General features: G+C 69.9%; 23 protein-coding genes. 9 read left to right on the forward strand and 14 right to left on the reverse strand.

The genetic code is table 11. From position 1 onward, the window contains the following. Positions 1–17 precede the first annotated feature (17 nt). Entirely contained in the window at positions 18–662 is a 645-nt protein-coding gene (locus tag PIR02_19865) for an FMN reductase (GenBank protein WZH36979.1), read from the reverse strand. A 1-nt stretch (position 663) separates the two neighbouring features. Beyond that, positions 664–1,869, reverse strand: a complete 1,206-nt coding sequence (locus tag PIR02_19870; protein ID WZH39051.1) for an LLM class flavin-dependent oxidoreductase — start codon at positions 1,867–1,869, stop codon at positions 664–666. A 179-nt stretch (positions 1,870–2,048) separates the two neighbouring features. Here PIR02_19870 and PIR02_19875 point away from each other — a divergent pair, with 179 nt between their 5' ends. Further along, entirely contained in the window at positions 2,049–3,122 is a 1,074-nt protein-coding gene (locus PIR02_19875; GenBank protein WZH36980.1) for an acyltransferase family protein, read from the forward strand. A 94-nt stretch (positions 3,123–3,216) separates the two neighbouring features. Here the strand turns inward: PIR02_19875 and efeB are convergent, their stop codons facing one another. The 3 genes from efeB to PIR02_19890 are packed head-to-tail and all read right to left on the reverse strand — an operon-like array spanning position 3,217 to position 6,802. Then, positions 3,217–4,554 (reverse strand): iron uptake transporter deferrochelatase/peroxidase subunit, encoded by a 1,338-nt coding sequence (gene efeB, locus PIR02_19880; protein ID WZH39052.1) that lies wholly within the window; start codon positions 4,552–4,554, stop codon positions 3,217–3,219. A gap of 2 nt (positions 4,555–4,556) precedes the next feature. Further along, entirely contained in the window at positions 4,557–5,786 is a 1,230-nt protein-coding gene (locus PIR02_19885; protein WZH36981.1) for a peptidase M75 family protein, read from the reverse strand. Beyond that, positions 5,783–6,802, reverse strand: a complete 1,020-nt coding sequence (locus tag PIR02_19890) for an FTR1 family protein (protein ID WZH36982.1) — start codon at positions 6,800–6,802, stop codon at positions 5,783–5,785. Before PIR02_19890 ends, PIR02_19885 begins: the two co-directional genes overlap by 4 nt. Positions 6,803–7,071: 269 nt before the next feature. On the opposite strand from PIR02_19890, the gene PIR02_19895 reads away from it, so the two are divergent. Continuing rightward, on the forward strand, positions 7,072–8,082 hold the full coding sequence (locus PIR02_19895; protein ID WZH36983.1) for a 2-oxoglutarate and iron-dependent oxygenase domain-containing protein: 1,011 nt from the start codon (positions 7,072–7,074) through the stop codon (positions 8,080–8,082). 250 nt (positions 8,083–8,332) lie between these two features. Here PIR02_19895 and rpsO read toward each other — a convergent pair whose 3' ends face one another. Beyond that, positions 8,333–8,602: a 30S ribosomal protein S15 gene (gene rpsO / locus PIR02_19900; protein WZH36984.1), complete on the reverse strand. Its 270-nt coding sequence runs from the start codon at positions 8,600–8,602 to the stop codon at positions 8,333–8,335. Positions 8,603–8,797: 195 nt separating this feature from the next. On the opposite strand from rpsO, the gene PIR02_19905 reads away from it, so the two are divergent. The 4 genes from PIR02_19905 (at position 8,798) to PIR02_19920 (ending at position 13,710) form a co-directional block, all read left to right on the forward strand. Then, on the forward strand, positions 8,798–9,019 hold the full coding sequence (locus tag PIR02_19905) for a DUF167 domain-containing protein (GenBank protein WZH36985.1): 222 nt from the start codon (positions 8,798–8,800) through the stop codon (positions 9,017–9,019). Further along, complete coding sequence (locus PIR02_19910) at positions 9,016–10,320, forward strand: MFS transporter (GenBank protein WZH36986.1); 1,305 nt, start codon at positions 9,016–9,018, stop codon at positions 10,318–10,320. Before PIR02_19905 ends, PIR02_19910 begins: the two co-directional genes overlap by 4 nt. Before the next feature lie 80 nt (positions 10,321–10,400). Beyond that, the gene (locus tag PIR02_19915; GenBank protein ID WZH36987.1) at positions 10,401–12,713 is read left to right on the forward strand and encodes a molybdopterin-dependent oxidoreductase; all 2,313 of its coding nucleotides are present in this window, start codon (positions 10,401–10,403) and stop codon (positions 12,711–12,713) included. Positions 12,714–12,792: 79 nt separating this feature from the next. Further along, a complete protein-coding gene (locus PIR02_19920) occupies positions 12,793–13,710 on the forward strand; it encodes a DMT family transporter (GenBank protein ID WZH36988.1) in 918 nt (305 codons plus the stop codon). A gap of 133 nt (positions 13,711–13,843) precedes the next feature. Here the strand turns inward: PIR02_19920 and PIR02_19925 are convergent, their stop codons facing one another. From PIR02_19925 to PIR02_19935, 3 genes are all read right to left on the reverse strand, one after another. Then, the gene (locus tag PIR02_19925) at positions 13,844–14,404 is read right to left on the reverse strand and encodes a YceI family protein (protein ID WZH36989.1); all 561 of its coding nucleotides are present in this window, start codon (positions 14,402–14,404) and stop codon (positions 13,844–13,846) included. A 143-nt stretch (positions 14,405–14,547) separates the two neighbouring features. Beyond that, positions 14,548–14,913, reverse strand: coding sequence for an FKBP-type peptidyl-prolyl cis-trans isomerase (locus PIR02_19930; GenBank protein WZH36990.1), 366 nt, complete (start codon positions 14,911–14,913; stop codon positions 14,548–14,550). A gap of 216 nt (positions 14,914–15,129) precedes the next feature. Next, the gene (locus tag PIR02_19935; GenBank protein ID WZH36991.1) at positions 15,130–16,290 is read right to left on the reverse strand and encodes a PrsW family intramembrane metalloprotease; all 1,161 of its coding nucleotides are present in this window, start codon (positions 16,288–16,290) and stop codon (positions 15,130–15,132) included. An 82-nt stretch (positions 16,291–16,372) separates the two neighbouring features. Here PIR02_19935 and PIR02_19940 point away from each other — a divergent pair, with 82 nt between their 5' ends. After that, complete coding sequence (locus tag PIR02_19940) at positions 16,373–17,239, forward strand: fumarylacetoacetate hydrolase family protein (GenBank protein ID WZH36992.1); 867 nt, start codon at positions 16,373–16,375, stop codon at positions 17,237–17,239. Positions 17,240–17,293: 54 nt separating this feature from the next. Here PIR02_19940 and PIR02_19945 read toward each other — a convergent pair whose 3' ends face one another. The 4 genes from PIR02_19945 to PIR02_19960 all read right to left on the reverse strand — a co-directional run bounded on the left by PIR02_19945 (position 17,294) and on the right by PIR02_19960 (position 21,380). Continuing rightward, positions 17,294–18,757 carry an aspartate ammonia-lyase gene (locus tag PIR02_19945; protein WZH36993.1) on the reverse strand — a complete coding sequence of 488 codons (1,464 nt, stop codon included), beginning with the start codon at positions 18,755–18,757 and terminating at the stop codon, positions 17,294–17,296. 140 nt (positions 18,758–18,897) lie between these two features. Further along, positions 18,898–19,797, reverse strand: coding sequence for a phosphodiesterase (locus PIR02_19950; GenBank protein ID WZH36994.1), 900 nt, complete (start codon positions 19,795–19,797; stop codon positions 18,898–18,900). A gap of 42 nt (positions 19,798–19,839) precedes the next feature. After that, complete coding sequence (locus PIR02_19955; GenBank protein ID WZH36995.1) at positions 19,840–20,169, reverse strand: peptidase; 330 nt, start codon at positions 20,167–20,169, stop codon at positions 19,840–19,842. After that, positions 20,166–21,380 carry an inorganic phosphate transporter gene (locus tag PIR02_19960; GenBank protein WZH36996.1) on the reverse strand — a complete coding sequence of 405 codons (1,215 nt, stop codon included), beginning with the start codon at positions 21,378–21,380 and terminating at the stop codon, positions 20,166–20,168. Before PIR02_19960 ends, PIR02_19955 begins: the two co-directional genes overlap by 4 nt. A 200-nt stretch (positions 21,381–21,580) precedes the next feature. Here PIR02_19960 and PIR02_19965 point away from each other — a divergent pair, with 200 nt between their 5' ends. Then, positions 21,581–23,707 (forward strand): S9 family peptidase, encoded by a 2,127-nt coding sequence (locus tag PIR02_19965; GenBank protein ID WZH36997.1) that lies wholly within the window; start codon positions 21,581–21,583, stop codon positions 23,705–23,707. A 180-nt stretch (positions 23,708–23,887) separates the two neighbouring features. Continuing rightward, positions 23,888–24,736 (forward strand): DUF559 domain-containing protein, encoded by an 849-nt coding sequence (locus tag PIR02_19970; GenBank protein WZH36998.1) that lies wholly within the window; start codon positions 23,888–23,890, stop codon positions 24,734–24,736. Positions 24,737–24,844: 108 nt separating this feature from the next. On the opposite strand, the gene PIR02_19975 is transcribed toward PIR02_19970, so the two are convergent. Then, the gene (locus tag PIR02_19975) at positions 24,845–25,873 is read right to left on the reverse strand and encodes a 6-phosphofructokinase (protein WZH36999.1); all 1,029 of its coding nucleotides are present in this window, start codon (positions 25,871–25,873) and stop codon (positions 24,845–24,847) included. Positions 25,874–25,892: the final 19 nt, after the last annotated feature.

Consider the following 25,892-nt stretch of genomic DNA (forward strand, 5'->3'; position numbering starts at 1 on the left):
GGGCGTCGAGACCGGGGTCACTCCCCCGACAGACCGCCGAGCAGGTGACCGAAGGACCGGCCCTCGCCGAGGTACGACGACGGGTCGAACGGGTCGGCGTCGCGGACAGGTTCGCGCGCCGCGATCGCATCGGCGAACTCGCGAGCACCGCGATCGACGCGCGAGCCGAGCGGCGCGACCTCGTCGGCCGCGGAACCCCAGTCGCTGGAGGCCGCGAACACCCCGGTGGGCACGGGATTGGCGTGCAGGTAGGTGAACAGCGGACGGATCGCGTAGTCGATCGCGAGCGAGTGCCGGGCCGTCCCGGCGTTCGCGCCGATGAGCACCGGAGTGCCTGTCAGCGCCTGCGGGTCGAGCACGTCGATGAACGACTTGAACAGGCCCGAGTAGCTCGTCGAGAAGATCGGCGTGACGGCGATGATGCCGTCGGCCGAGACGACCGCGTTGATCATCTGCTCGAGCGCCGGAGGAGCGAAGCCCGTGAGCAGGTTGTCGGTCAGGTCGTGAGCGTAATCACGCAGCTCGAAGACGTCGCTGGTGGCGTCGATCCCGCGCTCGCGCAGTTCTGCGAGCACAGCGTGAGCCAGACGGTCACCGAGCATGCGGGTCGACGAGGGCGTCGACAGCCCCGCGGTGATGACCGCGATACGCCGGGCGGCCATCTCAGGCACCGACCTTGGTCGCCGCCGCACCGAAGGCGCTGCCCGAACGCGGAGCGGCATCCTGGTAGGGGCTGCCCGCGACCATGTTGTCCCCGCGGTTCGCACCGGGGACCGCCTGGCGCGGGGCGGCGCCGGCGTAGATCTTCTCGACGAGGTTCGCGTGCGTGGGCGCGTCGGGTACCTCGGCCGGACGGTTCTTCTGCAGCTCTTTACGCAGCACAGGGACGACCTCGGAGCCGAGGATGTCGAGCTGCTCGAGCACCGTCTTGGTGGGAAGACCCGCGTGGTCGATGAGGAACAGCTGACGCTGGTAGTCGCCGTAGGTCTCCCGCATCGAGGCGTACCGGTCGATGATCTGCTGCGGCGAGCCGACGGTCAGCGGGGTCATCTCGCTGAAGTCCTCGAGGCTCGGACCGTGGCCGTACACCGGCGCGTTGTCGAAGTACGGACGGAACTCCCGCACCGCGTCCTGCGAGTTGGCGCGCATGAAGACCTGCCCGCCGAGGCCGACGATCGCCTGCTGGGGCGTGCCGTGTCCGTAGTGAGCGAAGCGCTCGCGGTACAGCGTGATGAGGCGCTGGTAGTGCTCCTTGGGCCAGAAGATGTTGTTCGCGAAGAAGCCGTTGCCGTAGTAGGCGGCCTGCTCGGCGATCTCGGGCGTACGGATCGAGCCGTGCCAGACGAACGGCGGCACGCCGTCGAGCGGACGCGGGGTCGAGGTGAAGCCCTGCAGCGGCGTGCGGAACTTCCCCTCCCAGTCGACGACGTCCTCACGCCACAGCTTGTGCAGCAGGTCGTAGTTCTCGATCGTCAGCGGCAGGCCCTGGCGGATGTCCTTGCCGAACCAGGGGTAGACGGGGCCGGTGTTGCCGCGACCGAGCATGAGGTCGGCGCGACCGCCCGACACGTGCTGGAGCATCGCGAAGTCTTCGGCGATCTTCACCGGGTCGTTCGTGGTGATGAGCGTCGTCGAGGTGGTCAGGATGAGGCGCTCGGTCTGCGCGGCGATGTACGCCAGCGTGGTCGTGGGCGACGACGACCAGAACGGCGGGTTGTGGTGCTCGCCGAGAGCGAAGACGTCGAGACCGACCTCTTCGGTGTGCATGGCGATCGTGAGGGTGTCCTTGATGCGCTGAGCTTCGCTCGGCGTCTTCCCCGTCGTCGGGTCCTGGGTGATGTCGCTCACCGTCATGACACCGAACTGCATGCCGGGCCAGGTGGTGGTCTCGTTCGCCGTGGTCATCTGAATCAGTGCCCCTTAGTTTGTATGCATCTGAATATACATGGTGGAACGCGCGACGCCGATGTTTATTCCGCCGTACCTCATCGGCATCCGCGATCCACCCCCGTGGACCCCCGCTCGCGGTCCGTCTAGCCTCGCTGACGATGACGGATGCCACCACCTCCCCGCCCCCGAAGACCCGCGTGCCGTTCTGGGACAACGCCCGGTTCGCCGCGATCGTTCTGGTCGTGTTCGGTCACGCGATCCAACGATTGACCTACGACTCGGATGCCGCCGAGGCGCTGTACCTGCTCGTGTACGCGTTCCACATGCCCCTGTTCGCCCTGATCGCCGGCTCCTTCTCGTCGGCGGCGGAGCCGACCCGCCGTCGCATGGCGCGCCTGTTCACCGATCTGATCGCGCCGTACCTGATCTTCGAGACGCTGTGGACGATCACGCAGTTCCTCGTCACGGGGCGGACCGATCTCGACCCGGCCCAGCCGTCGTGGACGCTGTGGTTCCTCCTCGCTCTCGCGCTGTTCCGGCTCGTGCTGCCGTACCTGGCACTCCTGCATGCACCGGTGGCGTGGGCTGTGGCGATCTCGGTGGCGGCCGGCTACCTGCCGAGCATCGATTCGACGTTCTCGATGTCGCGCTTTCTCGGGCTCCTGCCGTTCTTCACCCTGGGCTGGTGGCTGCGGGAGCACGATGTCGTCACCCGCGCCGGATTGCTGGCGTCGCGGCCCGTGTGGCTCCGGGCGATCGCCGCGGCGATTCTGGTCGGAGCGGGCGTGCTCGCGTACGCGTTCGTCGACGTCTGGCGCGACGTCCGGCTCGGCACGTGGTTCTTCTTCGTCGACGCGTACACCGATCTCGACGCCCCGCAGTGGTGGGCAGGCGGGGTGCGTCTGGCGATCATCGCCCTGGCGCTCGTGCTGATGACGGCGTTCCTGCTGCTGATCCCTCGCCGCGAGACGACGTGGACGCACCTCGGCCGGAACACCATGTACGTCTACCTGCTGCACACGTTCGTGCTCTACCCGTTCCGGCAGTCGGGCGTTCTGCGGGGCCTCGAGCCGATGTGGTTGTGGATTCCGGCGGTGGCCGTCGCGAGCGTCCTGATCGCCCTCGCCCTGTCGAGCCGGCCGATACGGCGCGTCACACGTCCGCTCGTGGAGCCCCGGATGCCGTGGCTCTTCCGCGACCGGGAGCTCGGCGCAGGTCGCGCGTCCGGGTAGCCGCGGCTCGCGCCGATGCCTGCGGCTTCGGCAGGCTCAGCCGCCCCGTGCCCCAGGATCCTGGGCCCGTCGACGAGTCGGACCCCCCGTCGCCCTACGACGCGCCGAGCAGACCCGCCCCCACCGAGGTGCCCGCGGCCGGCGCGGGCGGCACGGCCCACAGCCCCGAGCCGACGTGACGGATGTATTCGCCCATGGCATCCGTGGACAGCGCCTTCTGAAGTGTGATGAAGCGGTCGGGGCTCTTCTGGAACGACAGGAAGAACAGCCCCGCGTTCAGTCGGCCGAGATCGGTCGTGCCGTCGACGAAGTTGTACCCGCGGCGCAGGATCCGGATACCCGCGTTGTTGTCGGGGTGCGCCAGGCTCACGTGGCTCCGCCGATCGATACGGGGCGTGCCGGTGGCATCCGTCGCGGCGAAATCGGGGGCGGTGAACTCGTCTCCGCCCGACAACGGAGCGCCCGCGCCCTTGTCGCGCCCGACCACACGGTCCTGCTCCGCGAGGCGCGTGCGATCCCACGTCTCGATGAGCATCGCGATGCGGCGCGCGACGAGGTACGACCCACCCGCGAGCCACGCCGGACCCTCGGATGCCGAGACCCACACGTTCTCCTCGAGCGCGGCCGTGTCATCGGCGAGGATGTTCGCCGTCCCGTCCTTGAAGCCGAAGAGGTTACGCGGCGTGGTCTGAGCGGCGGTGGTCTTCGACGTCCGGCCGAAGCCGAGCTGCGACCACCGGATCGTGGCGCGGCCGAAGGCGATGCGGCTGAGATTGCGGATCGCGTGCACCGCGACCTGCGGGTCGTCGGCGCATGCCTGGATGCACAGGTCGCCGTCCGAGCGCAGCGGGTCGAGATCGTCGTTGAGGAACGCCGGCAGGCGCTCCAGCCCCGAGGGCCGCTGCCCCTCGAGCCCGAAGCGCGCGTCGAAGAGCGAGGGACCGAAGCCGAACGTGATCGTGAGATTGCTCGCCGGCAGCCCGACGGCCTCGCCGGTGTCGTCCGGCGGAGCCTCGGGAGAGCCGCCGACGGCACCCGTGGCGCTGACGTCGAGACCCTGCATCATGCGGGTCGCGGCGTACGTCCAGTCCGACAGCAACTCCGCGAGGTCGTCCCGCGTCGTCCGCGCCATCATGTCGTACGCCGCGAAGTGCAGGTGCTCCTGCACCGGCGTGGTGATCCCCGGCTGATGGATGCCGGACGCCGGGGCCACGGCATCCATCACCCGTCGGGCCTGCTCCTGCCCGTAGGCGGCTCCCCCGACGATCCCGGCACCCGCACCGACGACGAGGCTCGTGGCACTCGCGCCGATCGCGAGGCCGAGGAGACCGCGTCGGGACACGCCCGCGGTCGGCTCCGTCGCGGAGGGAGACGCGGCGACCGCCGGACCCGAGGGTCCGGCGGCACCGGGAGTCTGCTGCTCGTCCGTCACGCTCACTCCAGGACGGTGACCGTCAGCTGCGACAGCGGTTCGGCCAGGGCGTTGATGAGGTCGGTCAGCTGACGCTTGTCGGCCTCGGTGATCTGGCTGTAGGGAGCGAAACCTGCATCGAGCGAGCCGTAGGTCGCGAGGGCCGCCTCGAGGTCGGCGTAGCCAGAGTCGATACGCGTGACGAGCTCGGCACCCTTGTCGCCCTTCGACTCGGCGAAGTCGCGCACGAGCGAGAACGCCATCTTCGACCCCTCGACGTTGGCGGCGAAGTCATTGAGGTCGGTCCCCGACCACCAGTCCTCCTCGCCGCTGATCTTGCCGGTGGCGACCTCGTCGAGCAGGGCGATCGCGCCGTTGGAGATGCCCGCGACGCCCTGGGCGTCCAGCGCCTGGATGAACTGGTCGCCGTGCACGTAGTCGTACAGCTCCTGCGTGTCGGCGATCAGCTTGTCACCGTACGTGGCGCGCTCGGCGGGGGTCGAGGGGGCCCAGTCCTTCCACGCCGGGGTCTCGCCGTCGGCGTTCAGCGCGTCCTGCGCGGGAACCCAGAGGTCCTTCTCGATGCGGTGGAAACCGGTCCAGTCCAGGCCCTCGGCCACGGCGTCGACCTCGCGGTAGTCGATGCGCGGGTCGAGGTCTCCGAGGGCCTCGGCGATCGGCTCGATGCGCTCGTAGTACGCGCGGACGCGGGGGAACTGCTCGCGCGCCGCGGCGTCGTCGCCCGACTCGTACGCGGCGGCGAAGGTCTGCACCGCGGGGAGCAGCTGACCGACCTGGTCCTTCACGAACGCGGCGTAGAGGTCGACCGCCTGCTGCTTCTGCTCGGCATCCGGCCCCTCGACCGCGACGGCGTCGCCGGTGACCGAGAAGCTCGCCTTCCCCACGCCGTCGCCGACCATGCCGGGCTTGCAGAGGGTGAAGTAGTCGCCCGGCTGCGCCACGACGGTGAGGTTGCGCGACGCGCCGGGGGCGATGTTCTCGACCTCACCGACGATCCGCAGACCATCGGATGCCAGCAGATAGAACTCGGTGACCTGGTCGCTCTTGTTGCTCACGTCGAACGCGACGGTGCCGCTGGGCGCTGAGGCGGCGGAGACCGCGCAGCCGTCGTCGGTCGAGGTGACCGTGAGGGCTCCGGAGGCGGCGGCGTCGGTCTTGGCGACGCAGCCGGAGAGGATGAGGGCGGCCGCGCCGGCCACGGCCGTGGCCGCGAGGAGGCGAGTCGGGGTCATGATGCTCCGTTCGGATGAGGGGCGGATGCCGCGGCGTCGGGCACGCGAGCGGCGTCGGGGGTTCGCGGGGCCGCGGCGGCCCCGGGGGTGTCAGCGGTGGGGCTGCTCTGCGGGGGCGCGGCAGCCGTCGGACGGCGATTCGCTCGCACGCCGCGGACGAAGAGGGGCACGACGACAGCGACGTACACGACCCACGCGATCACCTGCAGCCAGGTCATCGCGGGCATGAAGCCGACCGTGGCCTGCAAGAGAGCGGCGAGCGGGCCACCGGGAGCGATGACGCCCGAGACGTCGAACGCCCAGCCGAACGGGAGACCGGCCCAGCCGATCGCGACGAGCCCCGTCGCGGGGTCGATCGGAGCGCCCGCTCCGAAGGGGCCGGGGAGGGCGCCGGCCTCTTGCAGGTCGTGCAGCGCGTACGCGAGGACACCGGCCGCGACCACGACGAGAAAGCCCCCGGTCCAGGTGAAGAAGCGGCCGAGGTCGAGACGGAGCATGCCGCGGGCGATGAGCCAGCCGAGCACGACGGCGGCGACGAGTCCCAGGAGCGCGCCGAGCAGGGCGAAGGGCGTGTCGCCGAACGACTGCACCATCGACCACAGCAGCAGCGTCGTCTCGACGCCCTCGCGGGCCACCGAGACGAAACCGATCGCCACGAGGGCCCACACTCCCCCGCGCAGAGCTTTGTCGACGCCGCCCTCCAGGCCCGCTTTCATCGTGCGCCCGGCCTTCTGCATCCAGAAGATCATCCAGGTGACCATCGCCACCGCGAGCAGCGAGAGCCCGCCGCCGAGGAGCTCCTGCGCCTCGAAGGTGAGCATGTAGGCGCCGAAGGTGAAGACCGCGCCCACGGTGAGAGCCAACGCGACCGCGAGTCCCACGCCGACCCATAGACGCGGGAGCGCGTCTCGCCGCCCGAGGCGCGTGAGGTAGGCGACGAGGATGCCGACGACGAGCGCCGCCTCGAGGCCTTCGCGGAGGCCGATGAGGAAGGTGGCGAAGAAGCTGGCGAGCACGGGCGGGTTTCCGACTTTCGGGTTTCGGGGTGGGCGCCGCGGCACTGCGGGAAGGTAAGGACAGCCTCACCTGACCTGCCCACGATACGCAACGGTGCGGCCGGTTCGCACCCCGCCGATCGGCGGGGTTTAGCCGGTGAGACGTCGCACGGTGCATGCGGTGTCGGTGCCCGGCATCCCGAGATCTCCTGACGCGGAGATGATCCGTGCCGACGGTAACCATCGGCAACATTCGCCCGCCGCCGGGAAGTTCGACCTAGCCTCGTCGCATGTCCGACCTGAACCTCCCCGTGCTCGACCTCTCGCTCCTCGACCAGGGACCGGATGCCGCCGCCCGCTTCCGCGACGAGCTGCGCGCCGCGACCCACGACGTCGGCTTCTTCTACCTGACCGGAACGGGCGTCAGCCCCGAGCTCGAGGCGAAGCTCCTGCGGGCGGCGAAGGACTTCTTCGCCCTTCCCGAGGCCGACAAGCTCGCCATCGAGAACGTCACGAGCCCGCACTTCCGCGGGTACACCCGCGTCGGCGGCGAGCGCACACAGGGCCGGGTCGACTGGCGCGAGCAGATCGACATCGGACCCGAGCGCGAGGCGATCACCGACGGCCCGGGATACAACCGGCTCATCGGCCCGAACCTCTGGCCGGCCGCGCAGCCCGAGCTGAAGGACGTCGTCACCGAGTGGCACGACCACCTGACCGGCGTGGCCCGCAAGCTGCTGCGCGCCTGGGCTCTCGCCCTCGGCGCCGAGGAACAGTACTTCGACCGCCACTTCGGCGACCCGCAGACCCTCATCAAGATCGTTCGCTACCCCGGCAAGGACGACCCGACCCCCCAGCAAGGCGTCGGCGCGCACAAGGACTCCGGGGTCCTCACACTGCTGTGGGTCGAGCCCGGCAAGGGCGGCCTGCAGGTCGAGCGCGACGGTGAATGGGTCGATGCGCCCCCGGTGCCCGGCGCCTTCGTCGTCAACATCGGCGAGCTGCTCGAGTACGCCACCCAGGGCTACCTCACCGCGACCAACCACCGCGTGATCTCGCCGAGATTCCCCGACGAGCGCATCTCGGTGCCGTTCTTCTTCAACCCCGCCCTCGATGCACGCCTGCCGATCATCGAGCTGCCCGAGGAGCTGGCATCCGAGGTCCCGGGCGTGACCCACGACCCGACGAACCCGATCCACGCGACCTACGGCGAGAACGCCCTCAAGTCGCGCCTGCGCGCGCACCCCGATGTCGCGGAGCGCTGGCACGCCGACCTGCTGGCCGCGCGCGCGTCGTCCTGAGCCCGCGACGCCGGTCGCCCCGCGAGGCCGGAGCCGCCGCCCCTGATCGCGCATAAACGCCCTCTACGCGCATAAACGCGAGCACAGCGCGTTTCTGCGCTCAGAGGGCGTTCATGCGTGCGGACCCCGCTGGCGACCGGGCCGCGCGGAACAGTCGCCGCGAGCCCACGGCATCCGGGAATGACGAAGGCCGCCCCACACCGTGGGGCGGCCTTCCAAGAATGTTTTGCGCGATAGAACGCTGGTGCGATTAGCGACGCAGACCGAGACGCTCGATGAGCGAGCGGTAACGGTTGATGTCGACGTCCTGCAGGTAACCCAGCAGGCGACGGCGCTGACCGACGAGCAGGAAGAGTCCACGGCGCGAGTGGTGGTCGTGCTTGTGGATCTTGAGGTGCTCGGTGAGGTCCTTGATGCGCTGCGTCATCATCGCGACCTGCACCTCGGGGGATCCGGTGTCACCGGGGTGCGTCGCGTACTCTTCGATGATCGCCTTCTTGACGTCTGCTTCGAGTGCCATAGATGGGATCCCCTTCCTTCTCATTGCGCGGCGCCCGGCACCTGATGTGCGAGCTCTCTTTATCCGCGGCCGATCGAACGGCAACCGCATGAGTCTACCAGCATCCGGATGCCGTGACCGCACCGCTCCGCGCCGACCCTCCCCCGCCGCCACGGCGAGCGCGCCGGTGTCGGACGCCTGGCGTAGCCTCGATCCGTGCAGTTCACGGTCCGCGTCAAGCCCAGGAGCCGGCGCGGTCCCCTCGTCGAAGACACCGCCGACGGTCTCGTCGTTCATGTGCGCGAACGCGCGATCGACGGTGGCGCCAATTCCGGGGTCGAGAAAGCCCTCGCCGCGCACTTCGGCGTCGCACCGCGCGATGTCGAGATCCTGCGCGGGCACACGGCCCGGATCAAGCGCGTCGAGGTCGAGGCGTGAGCACCCGGCAGAGCGCGTTCATCGATCTGCGGCCGCTCACCACCTCCCCCGCTTTCGCGCGGCTGTGGATCGGGTCGACCCTGGCCGGCCTCGGCGGCCAGCTCACGGTGGTGGCTGTCATGCTGCACGTGTTCGAGCTCACGCAGAGCACGTTCGCGGTCTCGATGATCGCGGTCGCCGGGCTCCTGCCGATGGTCCTCGCCGGCCTCTATGGCGGAATGCTGGCCGACGCCTTCGACCGGCGGACGGTCGCGCTCGTCGCCGCGCTCGTGACCTTCGCCTCCACGGCCCTCCTCGCCCTCCTCGCCTGGACGGGCCTCGAGACCGTCGGGTGGCTCTTCGTGCTCAGCGTCGTGAACTCCGCGGCGAACTCGATCGTCATGGCGACGAAGTCGGCGATCACTCCTCGCCTCATCCCCCGAGAACTGCTCCCGGCAGCCGCCGCGTTGCAGGGTGTCACCGTGGGGATCATGGTCATGGCCGGACCTGCGCTGGCCGGAGTCCTCGTCGCCGTCGCCGGATACGCCTGGACGTACTCTCTCGACGTCCTGCTCATGACGTCGCTGTTCCTCGGCCTCTGGTCGCTCCCGCGACTGCGACCCGAGGGCGAGGTGGTGCGCCCGGGGCTGGAGTCGCTGCGCGACGGCGCCCGCTTCCTCCGGCGAGCCCCCAACATCCGCCTGCAGTACATCCTCGACATCACCGCGATGACATTCGGGCAGCCCGTCACCCTCTTCCCCGCGATCGGCGCGGTGCTGCTGGGCGGCGGCGCGATCACGACCGGTGTGCTCACCGCGGCCGTCGCGGCGGGCGCGTTCTTCTCCAGCCTCTTCTCGGGTCCGATCGGGCGGGTGCGCCGTCAGGGCCTCGGCATCGAGCGCGCGATCCAGGTCTACGGCCTCTCGATCGGCCTGTTCGGCCTCGTCCTGCTGGCGGCGACGCTCGGGTGGCTCCGCCCCGAGGTGGTCGACGAGACGCACGCCGCGGTCGCGCTCATCGTCCTCGCGGCGGTGGTGCTCGCCGTGTCGGGCGCAGCCGACAACGTCAGCGCGATCTACCGGTCGACGATGATGCAGGCGGCGGTTCCGGATGCCATGCGCGGGCGCCTGCAGGGCATCTTCGTCGTCGTGGTGGCCGGCGGTCCCCGCGTGGGCGCCCTGTATGCGGGCGCGCTCGCCACGCTGACCGCGCTCTGGGTGCCGCCGCTGTTCGGCGGCATCCTGATCCTCGCGCTCGTGGGAACTCTCGTCCGGTTCTCGCCCCGCTTCCGCCAGTACGACGCGCTGAATCCTCTCCCCTGACGGCGCCCGGCCCCCGGCGATTGTGACGTCGCGTTGCGCGGCGACAGCGCTACGGGCGGCGGCCGGGAAAGCATGGGGGGATGACGCGGACACGGGAGAGCAGTGCGCACTGGGGGACGTTCCAGGTCGACGTGTCGGACGACGGTCGCACGGTGCTCCGGACGCACCCCTACGACGACGACCAGGATGCGTCGCCGGCGATCGCCGGCGTGGCGGAGGCGCAGCATCACCCTCTCCGGGTCACCCGTCCGGCGGTACGGCGGCGATGGCTCGAACGCGGCCCCGGCCCTGACGATCAGCGAGGCGCGACCGACGACGAGTACGTGGAGGTCGAGTGGGACGAAGCGCTCGACCTGCTGGCCGCCGAGCTGGAGCGGGTTCGCACGGCGCACGGCAACCGCGCGATCTTCGGCGGCTCCTACGGATGGGGGAGCGCCGGCCGACTGCACCATGCGCAGGGTCAGCTCCACCGGTTCCTGAACGTGATCGGCGGCTACACCTCCTCCGTCAACGACTACAGCCGCGGGGCGAGCCTCGTCCTGCTTCCCCACCTCATCGGCGCGAACGGCATGGAGCACCTGCGCAAGCGCCCGCCGTCGTGGCCCCAGATCGCCGAGCACACCGACCTCCTGCTGTGCTTCGGCGGGATCCGCCTGTCGAACACCTCGGTGGTCCCCGGCGGCCACAACCGTCAGCTGGTCGGCGGGCTCTCCCGCGAGGCTGCCCGGAGCACCCGCATCGTGACGGTCTCCGCGCAGCGCGACGACATCGCCACCGACCTCGGCGCTGAATGGATCGGGATCCCGCCGGGCACCGACACGGCGCTCCTGCTCGCCCTCACGCACACTCTCGTCGACGAGGGACTCGCCGACGACGAGTTCCTGTCCTCGTGCACCGTCGGGGCCGATCGCGTGCGCGCCTACCTGCGGGGAGAATCCGACGGTGTGCCCAAGACGGCGGAGTGGGCGGCCGAGATCGTCGGACTGCCCGCGACGACGATCCGCGACCTCGCGCGGAGAGCGGCTGCCGGACGCACGCTGGTCAACGTGACCTACTCCCTGCAGCGCGCCGAACACGGCGAGCAGGCCGTTTTCGCGGCCTTGACCTTCGCCGCCTTCCTCGGGCAGATCGGACTTCCCGGCGGCGGGTTCTCGCACGGTTACGGCTCGATGGGCGACCACGGCATCGGCGTGGAGCAGGTGCCGCTCCCCACCTTCCCCCAGGGCCGGAACCCGGTGGACGACTTCATCCCGTGCGCGCGCATCGGCGACCTGCTCCTGCGACCGGACGAGGAGATCCCCTACGACGGTCGAACGCTCCCCCTGCCCGACATCCGGCTCGTCTACTGGGCGGGCGGCAACCCGTTTCACCATCACCAAGACCTCCGTCGTCTGCGCCGCGGGCTCGCGCGGATCGACACGCTCGTCGTGCACGAGTTCCACTGGACGCCGACCGCGCGACACGCCGACATCGTCCTGCCGGCGGCGACACCGCTCGAGCGCGAAGACCTCGCCGCCGGAGCCGGGGACACGCGGTTGCGCGCGATGCCTCGCGTCGTGGAGCCCGAGGGCGAAGCCCGTGAAGAGTTCTGGATCTACGACCGACTCGCGAGCCGTCTCGGTGCGGACTACGCCGAGGGACTCGACTCCCGCGGGTGGCTCGAGCGCATCTACGAGCAGTGGCGCACGCGGCACCCCGATACCCCGCCGTTCGCGGAGTTCTGGCGCGACGGCGGCACGCCGCTCCCCCGGCGCCCGTACCGGGACGGCGCCTTCTCCGCGTTCCGCACCGACCCGGTGACGCACCCGCTCGACACACCCAGCGGTCTGATCGAGCTGTTCTCGGCGACCCTCGACGGCTTCGCCCTGCCCGACACGGCGGGACACGCCCTGTGGATCGATCCCGCGGAGGAGCCGGACTCCCCCTACGACCTGCAGCTCCTCTGCAACCAGCCCTCCCACCGTCTGCACAGCCAGCTCGACATGGCGGCGCCCAGCCAGTCCACGAAAGTCGCCGGCCGCGAACCGGTGCGCCTGAACCCGGTGGATGCCGCCGCTCGAGGGGTGCGCGACGGTGACGTCGCGATCGTCCGCAGCGCGCAGGGCAGCCTGCTCGCCGGGGTGGTCGTCACCGATGCCCTGCTCCCGGGTGTCGCCCAGATGCACACGGGATCGTGGTTCGATCCCAGCGCACCGCACATCGCCGACTGCGTGAACGGCAACGTCAACGTGCTCACGAAGGACGTCGGAACGTCGACGCTGACCCAGGCCTCCAGCGGCGCGCGCGTGGCCGTCTCGATCGCGCGCTACGACGGCCCGCTCCCGCCGGTTCGCGCCTACGAGCCGCCGCCGTTGGCGGCCGGCCGCGATCGGCCCGCCACCAGCAGGTCCTGACCGCCATCCCTCGGCGGATTTCCGCCGTGGCAGTCGCCTGGCGCGCGCGATGTCGCACCCCGGGCCTATCGTCGGCATCGTGGCATCCGCTCCTTCCCCCTCCTCCGCATCCATCGCCGTGCAGTTCGTGCTCACGGGCATCGTGTGGGGCTCGAGCTTCCTGTTCATCGCGATCGCGCTGACCGGCATGACCCCGGCGCAGGTGGCGGGTGGGCGTCTGCTGTTCGGTGCGCTCGCCCTCGCGGCCATCGTCGCGATCCGCCGCGAGCGGCTCCCCCGCAGCCTGCGCGTCTGGGGACATCTGAGCGTGCTCGCCGCGACCTTCTGCGTCGTGCCGTTCCTGCTCTTCGCGTGGGCCGAGCAGCACGTGTCGTCAGGCCTGGCCAGCATCTTCAACGCGACCACGCCGATCATGACGGCGGTCATGGCGTGGGCGGTGTTCCGCGTCGAGAGCCTCAAGGTCGGCCAGCTCATCGGGATCGTCATCGGCATCGCGGGCGTCGTCGTGATCATCGCCCCCGGCGCCGTGTCCGACGTGGGCGACAGCACCGTCGCGCAGGTGGCGCTTCTCGGTGCGACGGCCTGCTACGGCTTCAGCCTCGCGTACATGCGCAGGTTCCTCGGCGACAGCGGTCTCTCGGGCATCGCCTTCGCGTTCGGCTACATCGGCCCGGCTGCGGCGTTCATGGTGCTGCTGTCGCCCGTGATCCTCGCCGAGCCCATGCAGCTCACGCTCCCGGTCGTCGCGAGCATCCTCGCACTCGGTGTGCTCGGCACGGGCATCGCCTACGTCTGGAACCAGAACACGCTGCGCGCCTGGGGCCCCACCCGCGCGTCGACGGTCACGTACATCACTCCCGTCGTGGGGGTGGCCCTCGGCATCCTGGTCCTCGGGGAGAAGATCTCGTGGAACGAGCCCGTCGGCGCGGCCGTGGTGTTCCTCGGGATCCTCCTCGTCCAGCAACGCCTGCGTCTGCCGCACCGCACCCGCGTCTGACCTCGGCCCTCGGCGACGACGCCGCCCCCGTATTCCGACGTGTCCCGGACCCGCGAGGAGCACGAAAGAAGGCCCCGGATGCCGTGGCATCCGGGGCCTTCGTGAGATCACCGCAGCGACAGCTGCGGAAAGCTCACGCCTGGAGGGCGAACTGCAGGTCGAGCTCGATGGTGACGTCCTTGCCGACGAGGACGCCGCCGGTCTCGAGCGCCGCGTTCCACGTGAGGCCGAAGTCTTCGCGGTTGATGACCGTCTTGGCCGTCGCGCCGCCCTTGTAGTTGCCCCACGGGTCGGTGCCGAAGCCGCCGAAATCGATCGAGAAGGTGGCGGGCTTGCTGACGCCGCGGATGGTGAGCTCGCCGTCGACGAGGAAGTCACCGTCTTCGACGCGGACGCCGGTCGAGCGGAAGTCCATGGTCGGGTAGGTCTCGACGTCGAAGAACTCGGCCGAGCGGAGGTGCTGGTCGCGGCCCTCGTCCTTGGTGTCGACGGAGGTGACGTCGACGGATGCCTCGACGGTGGCCTCGAGCGGGTTCTCGGGGGCGACGAGGGTCGCGCTCTTCATGCCGAAGGTACCGCGCACCTTGGAGATCATCATGTGACGGACGGTGAAGGTCACCTCGCTGTGCGAGGGGTCGAGCACCCAGGTGCCCGCCTTGTAGCCGGGGATGTCGAGGGTCGTTGCGTCGGTCATGTCACTCCTAGAGGTCTGGGGAGCCGATTCGGCGTCCTGCGGGAGTCAAACTCCCATTCACACGAATGTATTCCACGATCGTGGAAAAAGACGAACCCGAGGGTGCCTCAGCTCCCTCGGGTTCGTGAACATCAGGTTTCTTCTCAGCCGACCTTGAGCAGGTCGATGATGAAGATGAGCGTCTTGCCCCCGAGGAAGTGGCCGCCGGCCGGACCGTAGGCCAGGTGCGGCGGGATGACGAGCTCGCGGCGACCGCCGACCTTCATGCCCGGGATGCCGTCCTGCCAGCCCTGGATGAGGCCACGGAGGGGGAACTGGATGCTCTCGCCACGGCCCCACGACGAGTCGAACTCCTCGCCGGATTCGTACTCGACACCGGCGTAGTGCACGGTGACGGTGTCGCCGGGCTTGGCCTCGTCGCCATCGCCGACGATGATGTCGCGGATGACGAGGTCGGAAGGTGCGGGGCCGCTGGGAGCGTCGAACTCCGGCTTGGTGCGATCAGTCATACGTCCATCCAAGCACGACGGGGCCGTCGGGAATTGCCCCTGGACACGGACCGGAGAAAGACTCAGCGCCCGGTGCCGCGGCGATGCCTGCGTGTCTACCGGGCGCTGAGTTGGCCTACATCGATGTTCCCCCCGCCCCGCGGCGGTGTCAAGACCTCCGTCGAGGTGTGGATCGACACCGACGTCCGAGCCCACCGAAGGCCCTGCCCCGAGCCGTCACGGCGCGAGCAACGCGGCCCGCGCCGCCGTCGTGCGCTCCAGCAGCTGACGCTCCGTCGCGACCGCGTGCGGGTCGCGACCCGAGAGAGCCCGCTGGCGCGCGGCGGCGAGCGCCGTGGCATCCACGATGAACCCCCTCATCACCTCCCCACGGTTGCCCGGCAGCGTGCGTGCCCAGGCGAGCGCCGATCGCCGTCCGGGCGCGGTGGCCAGCATGTCGACCTCCTGCGGGGTGAACCACCCGGCCGCGGCGTACTCGCCGAGGCGGGCGCGCGTGAGCCGTGACTCCTCGCGACGCAGCAGCAGGATGCCGACGATGAACGCCATGAACAGGGGCACCTGCAGGGTGGCGTAGACCTCGAAGAAGTTGAAGAACGTGGCGGAGCCGTTCCACAACGCGTGCAGCACGATCGCGGCGATCAGACCCGGGATGGCGTACCCCAAGGCGGCGCGGGTGCGCAGCGATCGTCGCGCCGCGAGGCCGAACGCGAAACCGGTGAGGCTCGTGAACATCACGTGCGCGAACGGGGAGAGCACCGCGCGGAGGAAGAACGTCGTCGCCACCTCTCCCGGCCCGCCCTCGAGGTAACTGATCGCGAAGTACTGCACGTTCTCGGTCAGCGCGAAGCCCGCGCCGATGAGCGCGCCGTAGACGATCCCGTCGACCGGCCCATCGAAGAACCGCCGGGCGAACGCGTAGAGGAGCAGGATGCCGAGGCCCTTGGCGATCTCCTCGACGATCGGCGCCTGCACGACAGCGCTCAGCGCATCGGGCAACCCGCCCGTGACGAGGGAGACGACCAGGTCGACGCCGAGGGCGATCGCCACCGCCGCCACCGCGCCCCACGCCGCGGCGAAGACGAGCAGGCGCCGCGGCTCGGGCTCCCACCGGTCGATGTACCGCACCACGAACCACACGACCACGAAGGGCACGACAGCCAGGACGAGGCCGATGAAGGAGGCGGCGGGCCCGAGGAACCGCGTGAAGTAGAGCACCAGCAGCGCCAGGACGGGCACCAACAGCGCGGCGACGATCCAGAGGGCGACACCTCCGCCGCGCACCCGCGGCGGGGTGGCGGAGACCGCGACCGGAGGAGTCGTCGAGATTCGGGCCGGTTGCCCCGGGGCGGGCTGCGAGAGCGGCGACGGGTAGCTCATGCGCACAGCCTAAGGGCCGTCGGGTCGCACGATTCGAGGGTTGTGGCGGCGGTCAGCGCGAGCCGCCCGGTAGCGTGGAGGCATGCGTTTCGCCCACGTCCGTTCCCCGGAAGGAGCGGAGTCCCCCCGTCTGGTCAGCGTCCACGGTGAGGAGTTCTCCTTCGTCGACGAGTTCTTCCCCGGGGCGCCCCGTACCCTCGAACGCCTCATCGAGGGCGGCGACGAGCTGTTGGACCGCGTCCGCGAGGCCGCGGCCGGGGCCGCACGGCATCCCTTGGCCGGGGTCCGGTTCGCGTCGGCGCTGCTCACTCCCCCGTCGATCCTCGCCGTGGGGCTCAACTACGCCGCCCACTCGGGCGAGCTGGGACTGAAGACGGACGCCGGCCCGACGGTCTTCGTGCTGTGGCCGAACTCGCTCACCGCGCACGAGGCGACGACGTCGTGGCCGCGCGCGCTCAGCGAGGCCGTCGACTACGAGGCCGAGCTCGGCGTCATCATCGGGCGCCCCGGACGCGATGTGCCCGAAGCGGACGCCCTCGATCACGTCTGGGGCTACACCGTCGTCAACGACATCACGGCGCGCAACATCCAGTTCTCGGAGGCGCAGTGGTCGCGGTGCAAGTCGTTCGACGGCTTCACACCGACGGGTCCGTTCGTGGTGACGGCCGATGAGATCCCCGACCCGCAGGACCTGCACATCTGGACCATCGTCGACGGCCACACGGTGCAGGATGCCAGCACGGGCCAGATGGTGCGGTCGGTGGCCACGCTCATCCACAAGCTGTCGGAGTCGGCGACCCTGCTGCCCGGCACGCTCATCTCGACCGGCAGCCCCGGGGGCGCCGGGTACTCGCGCGATCCGCAGATCTTCCTCCGCGATCGATCGACCGTCACGGTCGGCATCGACGGCATCGGCGAGCTGACGACGCACTGCCGGATCCTGGACTGATCGTCCCCATGAGGCGCACGGCGCCGAGGCCCTCAGGCCCCGGCGCCGCGTCGGTCACTCCTCGACGACGCTGTCCGCGGCGCGCTGGACGGGAATCGCCTGGGTGATGGGATGCAGGCCCGACAGGCGTGCAGGCGAGATCTGCTTCGTGACCTCGTCGCGCGACATGAGCCCCGCCTCCACGACGAGATCGGCGACGTTGCGGTGGGTGAGCAGCGCCGTCTTGGCGAGGGCCGCGGCCGCGGCGTAGCCGATGAACGGCGTCAGGGCCGTCACGACGCCGACCGACGAGCCCACCATCGCGCCGAGCCGCTCGCGGTTCGCGGTGATGCCGTCGACGCAGTTCACGCGCAGGGTCCACATCGCCTGCCGCATCCACGTGATGGACTGATAGATCGAGTGGGCGATGACGGGCTCGAACGCGTTGAGCTGCAGCTGGCCGGCCTCGACAGCCATCGTCACCGTCATGTCGGCACCGACGACCGAGAACGCGACCTGGTTCACGACTTCCGGGATGACGGGGTTCACCTTGCCGGGCATGATGCTCGATCCCGCTTGGCGCGCGGGGAGGTTGATCTCGCCGAGCCCCGCCTGGGGACCGCTGGAGAGAAGGCGCAGATCGTTGCAGATCTTCGACAGCTTGATCGCGTTGCGCTTCAACGACGACGAGAACGACATGAACGCGCCGGTGTCGCTGGTGGACTCCACGAGGTCGGTCGCCGTCTCGAGATCGAGCCCTGTGATCTCGCGGAGGTGCCGGAGGACGGCCTTGCCGTACCCGGCGTGGGCCGTGATGCCCGTGCCGATCGCGGTGGCTCCCATGTTGATCTCGTAGAGCAGGTAGGCGTTCTCGGTGAGACGGCTGTAGTCCTCGCCGAGGGTCGTGGCGAACCCGTGGAACTCCTGCCCGAGCGTCATCGGCACGGCATCCTGCAGCTGGGTGCGCCCGACCTTCAGGACGTCGTGGAACTCGTCGGCCTTCGCCAGGAACGACTGGCGCAACAGCGCGAGCTCCTCGAGGAGGCTCTTCAACGTCAGAGCCAGACCGACCTTGATCGCCGTGGGGTACACGTCGTTCGTCGACTGGCTGCGGTTGGTGTCGTCGATGGGCGACAGGAAGGCGTAGTCGCCCTTCTCACGACCCGCCATCTCGAGCGCGATGTTGGTGATGACCTCGTTCGCGTTCATGTTCGTCGAGGTGCCGGCCCCGCCCTGGATGACGCCGACGGCGAACTCGTCGTGGAACTCCCCGTCGATGACCCGCTGCGCGGCGCGGTCGATGAGGTCGGCCTTGGCGGGGTCGAGGACGCCGATCTCCCGGTTCGCACGGGCCGATGCCTGCTTCACCATCGCCAGGGCCCGCACGAGATCGGGGTAGACCGAGATCGGCCGCTTGGCGATCGGGAAGTTCTCCAGCGCGCGGGCGGTGTGGATGCCCCAGTACGCGTCGGCGGGGATCTCGAGGGATCCCAGAGAGTCGGTCTCGGTGCGGGTACGCGTCGTTGCGTCCAGAGTCATGTGTCGTCCTTGTGGGGTCACGTGAAAGGGGATGCCACGAGCCTAACCACCGGGGCCACCGGTGCCCCTCGACGCGGCGGCCTGTCGCGAGGCTCGGACCGTCCGCCGTGTCGCTTGCGTGTCGTCAGCGGCCGAGGCCGTCACCGCTTGCGCGAGAAGGCCTCGAGGCGCTCTTCGGGTGTGAGCGCGGCCATCTGTTCGACCCACGCGGGGGTGAAGTACCCGGAGGTGTCGGCGTCGACGACCGGGACGACCGCGTGGGTGATCGTGTCGTCCCAGACGTGCACGAGGTGGAACGACTGCCCGGCATCCATTCCGTTGACCTCGTCTGCGGGACGCGCGAGGTCCATCGTGTAGCAGGAGGCCGCAGCCACACTGACCGGGACCCCGGCGAACGTGCCCGACGTCGAGTAGTGCAGGTGGCCCGCCAGGATCGCGCGCACGTCGCTCCCCGCGATCGCGGCGGCCAGCCCCGGCTGATCGCGCAGCTCGAGGATGTCGAAGAACGGGATGTGCGTGGGAAGCGGCGGATGGTGCAGCGCGAGGATCGTGCCCAGCGGGGCAGGGGTCGCGAGCTCCTCTCGCAGCCAGCGCAACTGCGCGGCGTCGAGGTCGCCGTGGTGCCAGCCGGGGACGGTCGAGTCCACCGCGATGACGCGCAGTCCGTCGAGGTCCCAGACGCCGGTCACCGGTTCGAGCGAGGGGCTCTCGTCGAGCAGTCCGGCGCGCAGGGCCGGGCGTTCGTCGTGGTTGCCGGCGACCCAGATCACCGGAGCGCCCAGCCGCGCAGCCCACGGCTCGACCGCGGCACGCAAGGCGCGATAGGCCTCGGGTTCGCCGAGGTCGGTGAGATCGCCGGTGAAGACGACCGCATCGGGCCGGACGCCGGTCGCCTCGGCGGCATCCAGGGTCCGTCGCAGGTTCGCGGCGGTGTCGTACCGCTCGCCGAGCAGACGATCACCCGCCAGCACGTGGGTGTCGCTGAGATGAAGGATCACGCGCCGCGCGGGAGCGTGCTGACCGAACTGCACCGATGCCATGGGCTCAGCCTAGAAGAGGGCTCCGACACCCGCCGTGAGACGTCAGTGATTGAAGAGGATGAGCAGGAGCGCGCCGATCACGGCGGCGGCGCACACGGCGAAGCACGCGTAGGCGCCCACGAGCGCGAGGCGCTTCTGGCCGTCGCTCAGCGGGTTGCGGGCGGCTGCCTTCGCGGCAGCCTTCTCGGCGCGGCGTCGCTGCTTGTCGGTGAGCACGGTGATGGCATCCGTGAACTCCGCCGGCGCGACCAACGGCGGACGCCCCCCGCGCACCAGGAGTCGCAGGCCCAGGGCGTAGAACGTCACGACGGTCGAGGCGCCGATGATCGCGGCGATGAAGACGTGCAGGAAGGCTTCCCAGTTGATCGTCACTTGTCGTCCTTCCCGGTGCTCTCCAGGCGACGCTGGCGGCGGGTGGGTCCGGGCTTGCGGGGCACCTTCACCGCGGCGCCGGAGTCGGCGACCTCGCTCATCGCGTTGGCCGAGGTGACGGAGTCACGTCGCGAGCGCAGGAACAGACCGAGGATGATCGCGAGAGCGATGACCGCGTCGACCGCGACACCCCAGCCGCCCAGCCAGACGACGATGAGGGCGGCGGCCGCCCCGACGGCACCGGCCGCGGGAAGGGTCAGCACCCAGCCGATCATGATGCGCCCGACGGTGTTCCAGCGCACCGTGGAGCCACGACGTCCCAGGCCCGACCCGATGACGGAGCCCGAGGCGACCTGCGTGGTGGAGAGCGCGAAGCCGAGAGCGCTGGAGGCCAGGATCGTCGCCGCCGTCGACGTCTCGGCCGAGAACCCCTGCGCGGGCTTGACGTCGGTGAGGCCCTTACCGAGGGTGCGGATGATGCGCCAGCCGCCCATGTAGGTGCCGAGGGCGATCGTGATCGCGCACGCGAACACCACCCAGATGTGCGGATCGGGGTCGGATGCCGACTGCCAGCCGACAGTGATGAGGGCGAGGGTGATGACGCCCATCGTCTTCTGCGCGTCGTTCGTCCCGTGCGCGAGTGCGACGAGCGACGACGTGAAGATCTGGCCCCACCGGAACCCGTCCCGGCCGTCGGCCTTCGTGTCGTAGCGACGGGTGACGCCGTAGGCGATCTTGGTCACGGTGAACGCGATGATCCCGGCCGTCAGCGGCGCGATGAGCGCGGGCAGGATGACCTTGCTCAGCACGACGCCGGTGTCGATCGCCGACACCCCGACACCCACGAGGGTCGCGCCGATCAGGCCGCCGAACAGGGCGTGCGACGAGCTCGACGGCAGGCCCAGGAGCCAGGTGAGCATGTTCCAGGTGATCGCGCCGATGAGACCGGCGAAGATGATGGGCGGGAAGATCTCGGGCGACAGCTGATCCTCGCGGATCATGCCCCCCGAAATGGTCTTGGCGACCTCCGTCGACAGGAACGCGCCGACCAGGTTCAGACAGGCCGCGAGCAGAACGGCCACCTTGGGCTTCAGGGCGCCGGTCGCGATGGGAGTCGCCATCGCGTTCGCGGTGTCGTGGAATCCGTTGGTGAAATCGAAGAACAGTGCCAGGCCGATGACCAGCACGATGACGAGGGCTGCGCTCTCCACCGTTCGCTTTCCGTGAGAAGGAAGAAGGGATGCCGACGGAATCGGCGCGACGAACGAAGAGTTCACCTGGAGTTCGACACCCGTTCACCGAGGTCGCGTGGAAATCATGTCATCGGCGGCCACGGTGGTCAAACCGATCCGGCACGGCCCCGTGTTCCCGCGTCGGTCTCGCACGCGGCGAGGCGGACTACCGTGGGAGGGTGACCGATATCGACGCCTCACCCGTTCCGCCCGTCGCTGCCCGTCGACCCGTCTCCCGCTCGCATCATGGTGACACATTCGACGACCCCTACGAGTGGTTGCGCGCGAAGGACGACGCCGACGTGATCGCGCACCTCGAAGCCGAGAACGCGTACACCGAGGAGCGCACCGCACACCTCTCCGCCGTCCGCGACCGCATCTTCGACGAGATCAAGGGCCGCACGCGCGAGACCGACCTCTCGGTGCCGACGCGCCGCGGAGACTGGTGGTATTACGGCCGCACCGTCGCGGGCGCGCAGTACGGCATCCAGTGCCGCGCTCCGCTCGGCTCGCCCGACGACTGGACCCCTCCGGTCCTCTCCCCCGACGAGCCCGTGCCCGGTGAGCAGGTGCTGTTCGACGGCAACGTCGAAGCCGAGGGCACCGACTTCTTCTCGCTCGGCAGCTTCGAGATCTCGAACGATGCGACGCGCATGCTCTACGGCATCGACACCGCGGGCGACGAGCGCTACACCGTGCGCGTGCGCGACCTCGTCACCGGGGAGACCCTGCCCGACGAGATCCCCGGCACCTTCTCCGGCGCGACGTTCTCGCCCGACGGACGCTTCATCGTCTACACGACCGTCGACGACGCGTGGCGCCCCGACACCGTGTGGTTGCACGAGATCGGCACCCCCGTCGAAGCCGACGTGACGTTGTTCCACGAGCCCGACGACCGGTACTGGGTCGGCGCCGACTTCACGCGCAGCGACCGCTATCTCACGATCGGGGTCGGCTCGTCGATCACGTCGGAGGAGTTCCTCGTCGACGCCGACGACCTTCGCGCCGAGCCGCGCGTGGTGTGGCCGCGCCGCGAAGGTGTCGAGTACTCCGTCTCGCACGCCGTGGTCGACGGCGAGGACGTTCTCTACATCCTCCACAACGACGGCGCTCTCGACTTCGAGCTCGTGCGGGTCTCGGCATCCGCTCCGCAAGGACCGCGCGAGATCGTCGTGCCGCACCGCGCGGGAGAGCGTCTGCTCGGGGTCGACACCTTCCGCGACTGGGGCGTCGTGGCCTATCGGCGCGAAGGACTCGCCCGCCTCGGCATGCTGTCGTACGGCGACGGCGCGGTCGAGGAGGTCACCTTCGACGAGCCGCTGTACAGCGTCGGCACGGGCGGCAACCCCGAGTGGGCTCCCCCAGTGCTCCGTCTCGGATACGGCTCGTTCGTGACTCCGGGCACGGTGTACGACTACGTCATCGAGACCGGCGAGTTGCTTCTGCGCAAGCGCCAGCCCGTGCTCGGCGATTTCGACCCGGCGGACTACGGCCAGGCACGCGTCTGGGCTCCGGCGGAGGATGGCACCCAGGTGCCGGTGTCGTTGGTGTGGAAGCGGTCGTTCGGCGAGCCCGGCACGTCCCCGCGTCCGGTCCACCTCTACGGCTACGGTTCCTACGAGCACTCGATCGAGCCCGGTTTCTCGGTCCCGCGCCTGTCGCTCCTCGACCGGGGCGTCGTCTTCGCTGTCGCGCACGTGCGCGGCGGCGGGGAGATGGGGCGCCAGTGGTACGAGGACGGCAAGCTGCTGGCCAAACGGAACACCTTCACCGATTTCGTCGCCGCCGGCCGCCACCTCGTGGCCGAGGGCTACACGACGCCCGACCGGATCGTCGCGGAGGGCGGCAGCGCCGGCGGGCTGCTCATGGGCGCCGTCGCGAACCTCGCACCCGAACTGTTCGCCGGAATCCTCGCCGACGTGCCGTTCGTCGACGCGCTCACGACCATCCTCGACCCGTCGCTGCCCCTCACGGTCATCGAGTGGGACGAGTGGGGCGACCCGCTGCACGACGCCGACGTGTACGCCTACATGAAGTCGTACTCGCCGTACGAGAACGTGCGCGCGGGCGTCGAGTACCCCCGCATCCTCGCGGTGACCTCGCTCAACGACACACGCGTGCTCTACGTCGAGCCGGCCAAGTGGGTCGCGCGCCTGCGCGAGATCGGCGCAGACGCGCTGCTGAAGTGCGAGATGGTCGCCGGTCACGGCGGCGTCAGCGGCCGCTACAACGCCTGGCGCGAGCGCGCGTTCGAGCTGGCCTGGCTGCTCGACGTGCTGGGCCTGGCGGAGGCTTCAGGCGACTGAGCCAGGACTGGCGATCGTTCGAGAACAGGGGCCCGGCGGCTGCCTGCGTCCTGTTCTGGAACGATGCCCTGCTCTCGCGTGTGCGGACGTCGTTCCTCCCCAGAGGGGCGATGGTCCCGACTGTCCACCGATTGCCGCGCGGTCGCCCCGCGTCCGCCGGCCACCGGTCATCCTCGGGGGATGAGCGATGCCCTGGTCGAGTTCGTGCGACGTCGAGGCGGTGCCGCGCACACGCGCGCCGCACGAGCCGCCGGCTTCACCCCGCACGCGATGGTCGCTGCCGTGCAGAGCGGGAGAATCCACCGGGTCCGCCGCTCGTGGCTGATCCACCCGGACTGCACGCCGCCGCGCCGTGAGGCGGCCGCGCGTGGCGGTCGCCTCACGTGCGTCAGCGCCGCGGCGGAACGCGATCTGTGGGTGCCGGCGATCGGTGACCCCCATATCTGGGTGCCGTCGACGGCGTCTCGAGTGGATTCCACTGGCGTGCGGCTGCACCGCGCGACCGGCCCCGTCTCCCTCGCCAGCATCGAGCCCCAGGAGCACATCCTCAACGTGCTGTTCCACGTGGCATCATGTCTCTCCCCCGCGGATGCCCTGGCCGTCTGGGAGTCGGCGCTGCGACGCGGTGCGGTCGACGCCGAGGTGCTCGCCCGCGTGATCTGGCGCTCCCCCCGCGCGACAACGCTCGCTCGTGTCGCCGGCACCCTGTCGGATTCCGGCCTCGAGAGCCACTTCGTCGCGCTCATGGCTTCCGCCGGAGTGTCCCTGCGCCAGCAGGTGTGGATCGACGGCCATCCCGTGGATGGTGTGATCGGCAGGTGGCTCGTGGTCCAGCTCGACGGGTTCGCTTTCCACAGCGCTCCCGCCGACCGTCGACGCGATCTCGCCCAGGACGCGCGGCTCGTGCTGCGCGGATACACGGTGCTCCGCTTCGACTACGCACAGATCATGCTCGAGCCCGAGACGGTCGTCGATCGCGTGCTCACGGCCATGGCACAGGGTCTCCACCTGGACCCGTCCGCCCGCTGAGACACCCGGCATGCACTCGGAACAGGCGATCGTTCGGAGACAGGACGCGACCCCCGGGCTGCAGCCTGTTTTCGAACGATCGCCTGTTCTCGATCGCCGCGGACCGGCTCAGCCGAACAGCGCGGCGGCCTCCTCGTAGCGGTACAAGGGGACGCTGTTCAGCTCGCCGAGCGCGTCGGCGAAGGGGACGCGCACGATGTCGGTGCCGCGCATCGCGACCATCTGGCCCCAGGCTCCCTCGTACAGGGCGTCGGCGGCGTGCAGGCCGAGGCGGGTGGCCAGCACGCGGTCGAAGGCCGAGGGCGAACCGCCGCGCTGGATGTGGCCGAGGACCGTGGCGCGCGTCTCGATACCGGTCAGACGCTCGATCTCGGGGGCGAGCAGCTCACCGATGCCGCCGAGGCGGGGACGGTTGAAGGCGTCGAGGCCCTTGTCGCTGAACGCTTCGTCCATGCCCGTGAGCTTGAAGCCCTCCGAGACGACCACGAGCGGCGCGCGGCCGCGATCGTGGGCGCGGGTCACCTGCTCCACGATCTCGTCGATCGACATTGGCACCTCGGGGATGCAGATGACGTGGGCGCCGGCGGCGATACCGGCGTGCAGTGCGATCCAGCCGACGTGACGACCCATGACCTCGGCCACCATGCAGCGCTGGTGGGAGTCGCCCGTGGTGCGCAGGCGGTCCATGGCATCCGTCGCGATGTTCACGGCGGTGTCGAAACCGAACGAGTAATCGGTGGCGCGCAGGTCGTTGTCGATCGTCTTGGGCACGCCGAGGACGTTGATGCCGTCTTTCGACAGGCGGTCCGCCGCGGCGAGGGTCCCCTCGCCACCGATGGCCAGGATGCCGTCGAGCCGGTGCCCGTACATGGTCTTGGAGATGTTCTCCGCACCGCCGCGTGCGCCCTCGTACGGGTTGGTGCGGCTGGTGCCGAGGATCGTGCCGCCGACCTTGGACAGACCCTTCACCTCGTGGCGGGTGAGGGGGAAGAAGTCGCCGTCGACGACGCCGCGCCACCCGTCACGGATGCCGACGAACTCGATGTCGTAGTTGGTCGTGCCCTTCAGCACGACGCCACGGATGACCGCGTTCAGCCCGGGGCAGTCGCCGCCGCTGGTCAGGATGCCGATCTTCATGGGCAGAGTCCTCAAGTGC

It is taken from the genome of Microbacterium enclense (genome assembly GCA_038182865.1).
In the GTDB taxonomy this organism is placed as follows: domain Bacteria; phylum Actinomycetota; class Actinomycetes; order Actinomycetales; family Microbacteriaceae; genus Microbacterium; species Microbacterium enclense_B.

Excerpts from the sequence above, each read along its gene's own strand:
- PIR02_19865 (WZH36979.1), bottom strand. The coding sequence starts at position 662 with ATGGCCGCCCGGCGTATCGCGGTCATCACCGCGGGGCTGTCGACGCCC.
- PIR02_19870 (WZH39051.1), bottom strand. The coding sequence starts at position 1,869 with ATGCAGTTCGGTGTCATGACGGTGAGCGACATCACCCAGGACCCGACG.
- PIR02_19875 (WZH36980.1), top strand. The coding sequence starts at position 2,049 with ATGACGGATGCCACCACCTCCCCGCCCCCGAAGACCCGCGTGCCGTTC.
- PIR02_19885 (WZH36981.1), bottom strand. The coding sequence starts at position 5,786 with ATGACCCCGACTCGCCTCCTCGCGGCCACGGCCGTGGCCGGCGCGGCC.
- PIR02_19895 (WZH36983.1), top strand. The coding sequence starts at position 7,072 with ATGTCCGACCTGAACCTCCCCGTGCTCGACCTCTCGCTCCTCGACCAG.
- rpsO (WZH36984.1), bottom strand. The coding sequence starts at position 8,602 with ATGGCACTCGAAGCAGACGTCAAGAAGGCGATCATCGAAGAGTACGCG.
- PIR02_19915 (WZH36987.1), top strand. The coding sequence starts at position 10,401 with ATGACGCGGACACGGGAGAGCAGTGCGCACTGGGGGACGTTCCAGGTC.
- PIR02_19925 (WZH36989.1), bottom strand. The coding sequence starts at position 14,404 with ATGACCGACGCAACGACCCTCGACATCCCCGGCTACAAGGCGGGCACC.
- PIR02_19930 (WZH36990.1), bottom strand. The coding sequence starts at position 14,913 with ATGACTGATCGCACCAAGCCGGAGTTCGACGCTCCCAGCGGCCCCGCA.
- PIR02_19935 (WZH36991.1), bottom strand. The coding sequence starts at position 16,290 with ATGAGCTACCCGTCGCCGCTCTCGCAGCCCGCCCCGGGGCAACCGGCC.
- PIR02_19940 (WZH36992.1), top strand. The coding sequence starts at position 16,373 with ATGCGTTTCGCCCACGTCCGTTCCCCGGAAGGAGCGGAGTCCCCCCGT.
- PIR02_19945 (WZH36993.1), bottom strand. The coding sequence starts at position 18,757 with ATGACTCTGGACGCAACGACGCGTACCCGCACCGAGACCGACTCTCTG.
- PIR02_19950 (WZH36994.1), bottom strand. The coding sequence starts at position 19,797 with ATGGCATCGGTGCAGTTCGGTCAGCACGCTCCCGCGCGGCGCGTGATC.
- PIR02_19970 (WZH36998.1), top strand. The coding sequence starts at position 23,888 with ATGAGCGATGCCCTGGTCGAGTTCGTGCGACGTCGAGGCGGTGCCGCG.
- PIR02_19975 (WZH36999.1), bottom strand. The coding sequence starts at position 25,873 with ATGAAGATCGGCATCCTGACCAGCGGCGGCGACTGCCCCGGGCTGAAC.